At 48.6% G+C, this 6,830-nt stretch carries 5 protein-coding genes; all 5 read left to right on the forward strand.

What is annotated here, in order from left to right; translation table 11 throughout:
- Nucleotides 1-501 precede the first annotated feature (501 nt).
- The 5 genes from cmoA (at nt 502) to PHQ97_13000 (ending at nt 6,184) form a co-directional block, all read left to right on the forward strand.
- Nucleotides 502-1,257 carry a carboxy-S-adenosyl-L-methionine synthase CmoA gene (cmoA, locus tag PHQ97_12980; protein MDD4393649.1) on the forward strand — a complete coding sequence of 252 codons (756 nt, stop codon included), beginning with the start codon at nt 502-504 and terminating at the stop codon, nt 1,255-1,257.
- A gap of 69 nt (nt 1,258-1,326) precedes the next feature.
- Nucleotides 1,327-2,292, forward strand: coding sequence for a tRNA 5-methoxyuridine(34)/uridine 5-oxyacetic acid(34) synthase CmoB (gene cmoB, locus PHQ97_12985; protein MDD4393650.1), 966 nt, complete (start codon nt 1,327-1,329; stop codon nt 2,290-2,292).
- 135 nt (nt 2,293-2,427) lie between these two features.
- A complete protein-coding gene (locus PHQ97_12990; protein ID MDD4393651.1) occupies nt 2,428-3,414 on the forward strand; it encodes a 4Fe-4S dicluster domain-containing protein in 987 nt (328 codons plus the stop codon).
- A 110-nt stretch (nt 3,415-3,524) separates the two neighbouring features.
- Nucleotides 3,525-4,730, forward strand: coding sequence for a pyridoxal phosphate-dependent aminotransferase (locus PHQ97_12995; GenBank protein MDD4393652.1), 1,206 nt, complete (start codon nt 3,525-3,527; stop codon nt 4,728-4,730).
- A 464-nt stretch (nt 4,731-5,194) separates the two neighbouring features.
- Nucleotides 5,195-6,184 carry a glycerophosphodiester phosphodiesterase family protein gene (locus PHQ97_13000; protein ID MDD4393653.1) on the forward strand — a complete coding sequence of 330 codons (990 nt, stop codon included), beginning with the start codon at nt 5,195-5,197 and terminating at the stop codon, nt 6,182-6,184.
- The last annotated feature ends 646 nt before the right edge of the window (nt 6,185-6,830 follow it).

Here is a 6,830-nt window from a genome sequence, read left to right on the forward strand (position 1 = left end):
GAGGACTGAGGGCAGAGGGCGGAGAATAACTCGGAGGCGTAGAATGGGCAAAGGCGGAGCCGTGCCCATCAAATGAATTATGGGGCTTGATCATAACTGCGGCCACAATGTCACGAGGTCCGTCCCGCCCATTGCCGGCTTCTCCAGCACGATCCGGGGGATGCCGGGCCCATGAAGCTAAAGCGCAAAAACTCGGCAAGCCTCAAACAGTTTGCGCTTCTTAACGCTTCATGGCCCCGACATCTTTTCCCCGGATCGCGCCATGTCGTACGCCGGAAACGGGCGGGACTCAGAGTCTGCGCACGGCAAAATATGGCCGCAGTTATGATCAAGCCCGAATTATGCATTATGCCTTCTCTGGCTATCGCACCCCCATCACCCCTGCCCTCCCCTCTATCCCCTTAACCCTTTCCCCTTGACACAGCCGATGATTTAACCGATATGTACAAATATTTTTTACTCAACCCCCAAATTCGTACAACCTGATACATAAGCACATTCATGAAACAAGACGATATATTTTCAAAGCCCCTGAAACCGGTTGAACCATTCGAATTCAATGAAACCGTGGTCAACGTATTTGACGATATGATCAGCCGTTCTGTTCCCGGCTATCGTGAAATCATTCACCGGCAGGCCCAGCTGGCCGAAACCTTTTATCAACCGAATACCCGTATTTACGATCTGGGATGTTCAAATGGCAATTTCGGTATCCGCCTGTGCGAAGAAATGGGGAAAAAACCGTTTGAAATGATTGCGGCTGACAATTCAATGCCCATGATAGACGCCTACCGGAAGCGTTTACAGAATTTTTCGAATCATCACCGGATCACCCTGACCTGCTGCGATATTCAGAATGTCAACATTGAAAACGCATCGGTTGTCGTCATCAATTTCACGCTTCAGTTTCTACCGATAGCGGAACGGGACGATCTGGTCCGCCGTATCTACAAGGGACTTATCCCCGGCGGCATTCTGCTGCTGTCCGAAAAAATCATGCACATGGACAATGCGCTGGACCAGCTTCAGCAGGAATTCTATTACCGGTTTAAAAAAGAAAACGGATATTCCGAGCTGGAAATCAGTCAGAAACGCGATGCGCTTGAAAACGTCCTGATACCTGAAACCATCGAAATCCACCGGCAGCGCATGACCCGAGCCGGCTTCACCCGAATGGATATCTGGCATAAATGGTTCAACTTTACATCCATGATCGCGGTAAAAAAAGTTAAGGGACAGGGGGAAAGCAGACAGTAGGGGGTAAGCAGCAGGCAGAAAAACAAACGGCTGAAGGCTCTCGACCCACGACTGTAGACTGCAAAACTTATGAACCATCTCCTGAAATATATAAACGAATTCGATCTGAAACCGTTTTCGGATGCGCTTCAACAGCTGATCGGCAAAAAAAATGCGGAAATATGTCAGGGCAGAGGCAAAGCCTATGCTGCGGCATTTAATGAGCTGCCGGCCATTACCCCGTCTGCCATCAGGCTGGACCGGGACAGGATCGGTATCGGGCAGGACGCAGACACCTCTTCCGACCAGAAGGAGCGTATCCTGCGCATGCTCCTTGATCTTCGACCCTGGCGTAAAGGCCCGTTCAATGTGTTCGGCATCGATATTGACAGCGAATGGGATTCCAGCATCAAATGGAATCGCCTGAAGGATCATATCAGTCACCTGGGGGGGCGAAAAATTCTGGATATCGGTTGCAGCAACGGCTATTACATGTTCAGAATGACACGTCAAAAGCCTCAGATGGTCCTCGGGATTGATCCGTTTGCCACCTTTTATTACCAGTTTCTGACGCTGAACCACTTCATGTGTCTTCCGAACATATTCTGTGTTCCGGCCAAACTCGAAGAACTGCCTGTAATGAATGCATATTTCAACACGGTGTTCTGCATGGGCATCCTGTATCACAGGCGGTCTCCACTGGATAGCCTCCGGCAGATTCACGCCCTTATGGCTAAAGGCGGGGAGCTGGTTCTTGAAACGCTGATCATATCCGGAGATTCTGAAACCGCCCTGTGTCCGTATCCGAGATATTCCAAAATGCACAACATCTATTTTCTGCCAACCGTTGCCTGCCTGACCGGATGGCTAAAAAGATCCGGCTTTGAAAACGTACGATGCATCAGCACCGAAATAACCAACTCGCAGGAACAGCGAAAAACCGACTGGATCATCTCCGAGTCGCTGGTGGATTTTCTTGACCCTGAAAATCCCGAAAAAACCATAGAAGGCTACCCTGCTCCAATACGAACCCTGTTAATTGCAACCGCAAAATAACGTAACAGCTGAATGATCCGCTTTCATACCTTTCGTTCTTTTCCGTAATTTTAAGCAGTTGCCGGGCATTGCAATTTATTGTATGATGCGAGATTAAAATTTATTTAAAAAAATCATGGTAAGGGTAAAAAACATATGAAATGGACTTCCGAAGCAGAATCGGCAATCGTAAAAGTGCCTTATTTTATAAGAAACAAGGTCCGTTCAGGTATAGAAAAAGATGCCACTGATGCGGGTAAGGCCGAGGTGACCCTTGTCGAGGTAGAAACCGCACAAAAGCGGCATATGGATCGTATTCAATCGGCAATCAAGGGGTATCAGCTGGACAGGTGCTTCGGCTCTAATGGCTGTCCGAACCGGGCTAATAACAGCGACAATTTGATTCGAAAAATTGAAGAGCTGCTGATAGAAGAAGATATTCTGAGTTTCCTGAAATACCAGGTCAAAGACAAGATCAAATTTCATCATGAAATGCGGATCAGTATCTCGGAATGCCCCAATGCCTGTTCACAGCCTCAAATCAGGGATATCGGAATCATCGGCGTCATCACGCCTGAAATAACTGACAAACCCTGTTCTGATTGCAGGGCTTGTATCAGAAGTTGCCCTGATTCAGCCATCACCCTGGAGCCTGCGGACAGTGAAAATGAAGACGCCCCGGATTATGAAGACGAAGAAGCCGATGATTACCAAAACGGCGGCTCAGATGATTATCATGACAAGGAAGCCGATGATTACGAAGACGATGGCTCAGATGATTATCATGACGATGAAGATGATGATTACGAAGACGATGACTCAGAAACTCTTGAAAATCAGGTACCTGTAATTGATTACGGGCTTTGCATGCGATGCGGCCGATGCACCCGAATCTGTCCATCAGGGGCGATTATCCCCGGCAAAAGCGGTTACAGGATTCAGCTGGGCGGAAAACTGGGCCGGCATCCCCAGTTAGCCATGGAATTGCCCGGCCAGTTCACGGAAGAAGAGGTATTAAAGGTTATCCAGGCCTGCATTATTTTCTATAAAATGAACAGCCGGAATGGAAAACGGTTTGCGTCAATTTTCCACGAATCCGATTACATGAAGTTTGTCCGTATCTTCGGAAAGGCAGATTCATAAACCCGTAAACAATTAATTTCAGGCGTCGTGGCAATTATCCTCGAGGTACTGCCTGTTATACGCTATTAATAATCGATAAATCGAAACCTTAAATCAAAACGATAACCAGAATGATTATGTCCTGCAGCAGAATCCTTTTTGCAGACCGATGCAACTGGAACCTCACCCCCAATGACCTGAGCCGCCTCCAGAAGGCAAAGAAAATCGCTGGCGCCCGGATTTTTGACTTGACGGTATCCAATCCCACACAGGTCGGGTTTGACTATGATCCGGAAGAAATTCTCAGTGCGATGTCACAACCCCAGTCAATGGTTTACGAACCCGATCCACATGGGTTACCATGCGCCAGGCAGTCGGTTGCCCGCTATTACGGTGACCAGGGTAAATTCATTGATATCGAGTCCATCTTTCTGACAGCCAGCACCAGCGAAGCCTACACCTTCCTCTTCAAACTGCTGGCCAATCCCGGGGATGAAATCCTGATCCCCCAGCCCGGATACCCGTTGTTGTCCTACCTGTCAGGACTTGAATCCCTGCAGCATATCTTTTATCCGCTGCGCTACGTCGAGGCGGACGGCTGGCATGTGGATCTGGAACTTTTAGAGGCGCTCATCAACCCGAAAACCCGTGCCATTGTCGTGGTCAGCCCCAACAACCCGACCGGCTCCTGCCTCAAGGCGCATGAACTGACGGCCATAGACGACCTGTGCTGCCGGCACGGCCTGGCCCTGATCGTGGATGAGGTATTTTCGGACTTTGTCAACGGGAAAGACGCCAACCGGGTGAAAACCGCGGTCAACCAGACAAAATGCCTCTCATTTGTCCTCAGCGGATTTTCCAAAATACTGGCCCTGCCGCAGGTCAAACTCGGGTGGATAGTGGTCGGGGGAAATCCGGAAATCTGCTCCGAAGCGAGGGATCGGCTTGAAATGATAACGGATCTGTATCTTTCGGTTTCCACTACGGTCCAGCATGCGGTGGAACGGCTGTTGGCGCTGAGAAAACCGATTCAGCGCCAGCTCCTTTCGCGTATCGATTCAAACAGCCGTTTTCTGGAAGCGCAGTTGACCTGTAATGAAAATGCCCGAATGCTGATGCGGGAGGGCGGCTGGTATGCCGTCATCGAAATCACCGATTGGTTATCCGATGAGGAACGCGCCCTGCAGTTGTTGGAAAAAGACAATATATTCGTTCATCCCGGCTACTTTTATGAATTTCATAAGGACGGTTTTCTGGTGGTCAGCCTCATCACCCCTGTCGACACATTTCAGACCGGAATATCGAGGATGTCGGCCAGATTGAATTGCACCTCATAAACCCATATCCGTCATCTGACTTCTGTTTTCCGTCCTCTGGCCTCCGTCATGAATTCATCATCAACTGCTCCGCCTGCTGCCGTGCCTTATCAAAGGTCCGGAAGGAATGCAGATCCCATCTGGCTGCAACAAAACAAAATATGGGAGTATATGACCGATGACGAGACGTTTTGATTTTTTACGAAACCATCGTTTTTGACAGTGCACCTCTCATCATATATCAAGATTTCGGCCTGATCGTTTCAGCCACGTCGTCGTGGGCTCCGTCCCGCCCATTTCCGGCTTCTTCAGGGAACTGATACCGTTGAGCTGATAAAAAATCTTTCTCATCCACAAATTACACAGATTTGCACAGATTATTTTTAAATTCAAACACCAACCTATCTTGCTTTTCTTTTAATCTGCGAAAATCCGCGTAATCTGTGGATAATATTTTTTCTTTTTGTTTAATGCGGGGAATTTTTATGTGCACAGTCAGCAAACTCCCATCAATAAAAATTTTCGGACACCGGGGCGCAAGAGACCTTGCGCCGGAGAACTCTCTTCCCGGATATGAAACCGCCCTTGCCATCGGGGTGGATTATGTGGACATGGATGTGGTCATGACCCGGGATAACGTGGTGGTCGTGTATCACGATCCCAGGCTGAACCCCAATTTTACGCGGGACAGTTCCGGTCGCTATGTCACCGGGCACCTTCTGATCCGGGAGATGACATTTAACGAACTTCAGGACTATGATATCGGCCGTCTGAACCCAGGCACCCCTTACGCCGCCATGTTTCCGAATCAGCAGCCCGTTGACGAAACCCGCATCCCATCCCTGAGGCAGGTCATCCAGCAGGTCAACCGCCTGTCAGCAAACAGGGTCGGCTTCCAGATCGAACTGAAAACCCACCCGGAACAGCCTGATTTGTCCGTCCCCTTTGAAATACTGACCGATGCGGTGGCAGAAATTATCAAGCAGGAAAACATCATCAACAAAACCATCGTTCAGGCTTTTGACTGGCGCTGTCTCCTTCGACTCAGAGACATTGATCCGGGAATCCAAACGGCATTTCTGACCGACCGGTCCCGGCACCGCCGCATGCTGTCGGCAGATATTGATGAAGCCGGAAAATGGACAGCGGGATGGCGGTTAAAAGATTTCAACGGGTCGATTCCCCGGATGATCAACGCCATGGGAGGAAACGTATGGGGTCCGGAAGATGCGCAACTGCTGGAAGATGAAACCCTGGTGGAACAGGCTCACGCCCTTGGGCTGGCAGTCATTCCCTGGCACTGGCCGGAAAAAAACACTGCTGCCGGCGAACCGGATATCATGGAAAAGCTCATCGATCTAAGCGTTGACGGCATCATCACAGACCGCCCGGATATCCTGCGTCACCTCATGACTGCCCGCGGAATCCCCCTGCCCCCTACTTTTCAAAAAATCTCAGGATATGAAACCATTTAGCTGTTAATTGCCGCAAAGAGTCGCAAAAATCGCAAAAAGGTCATAAGAATCGCAAAATATTTTTTTGTGACTTTTGTGCTTTTTTGCGGCTGGTATTTTGCAGAGGTGCTTGGTTTTTCTTTGCCGGGATAGGCCTGGATTCCCACGGGGATGACGTGCCTTGGATCTTACCGCCCGTTCGCTATGCTCACTCGAGGCGCTGAGAACGCAGAGGTGAAAACAATTATTTTTTACTCTTCGCTCTCAGCGCCTCGAGCGAAGCGGGCGGTGTGAATTTTTTTTATCAGTATTCAAATCCAGTTTTTATTTGTACTTAATTTAGCTGTTGCATATTCTGATATCCGGCGTTATCGTTATTCTCCTATTACACTTGAGCATTCACTTCTACTTGGCATTGCATTTTAATGATCTGATCCACCGACAATTTTCCGGAATGACCGCACTATGGTTTCAGGATTTAGATATCATCTATTCATAGCGGAATCAGACAAAATATATATTATATATCCGTTGTAACATCCCCCCTGTGTCAGGATAGTTGTCGCATGGTTTGAAAAAGAAAAACAAAAATTCTGAGGGTGGCGCATGGTATCAATAAATGGCAAAATATAAGATATGCAGCGATGAGTTTAAAAAAGCGATGGTT

It is taken from the genome of Desulfobacterales bacterium (assembly GCA_028704555.1).
In the GTDB taxonomy this organism is placed as follows: domain Bacteria; phylum Desulfobacterota; class Desulfobacteria; order Desulfobacterales; family JAQWFD01; genus JAQWFD01.

Excerpts from the sequence above, each read along its gene's own strand:
- cmoA (MDD4393649.1), top strand. The coding sequence starts at position 502 with ATGAAACAAGACGATATATTTTCAAAGCCCCTGAAACCGGTTGAACCA.
- PHQ97_13000 (MDD4393653.1), top strand. The coding sequence starts at position 5,195 with ATGTGCACAGTCAGCAAACTCCCATCAATAAAAATTTTCGGACACCGG.
- cmoB (MDD4393650.1), top strand. The coding sequence starts at position 1,327 with ATGAACCATCTCCTGAAATATATAAACGAATTCGATCTGAAACCGTTT.
- PHQ97_12995 (MDD4393652.1), top strand. The coding sequence starts at position 3,525 with ATGATTATGTCCTGCAGCAGAATCCTTTTTGCAGACCGATGCAACTGG.
- PHQ97_12990 (MDD4393651.1), top strand. The coding sequence starts at position 2,428 with ATGAAATGGACTTCCGAAGCAGAATCGGCAATCGTAAAAGTGCCTTAT.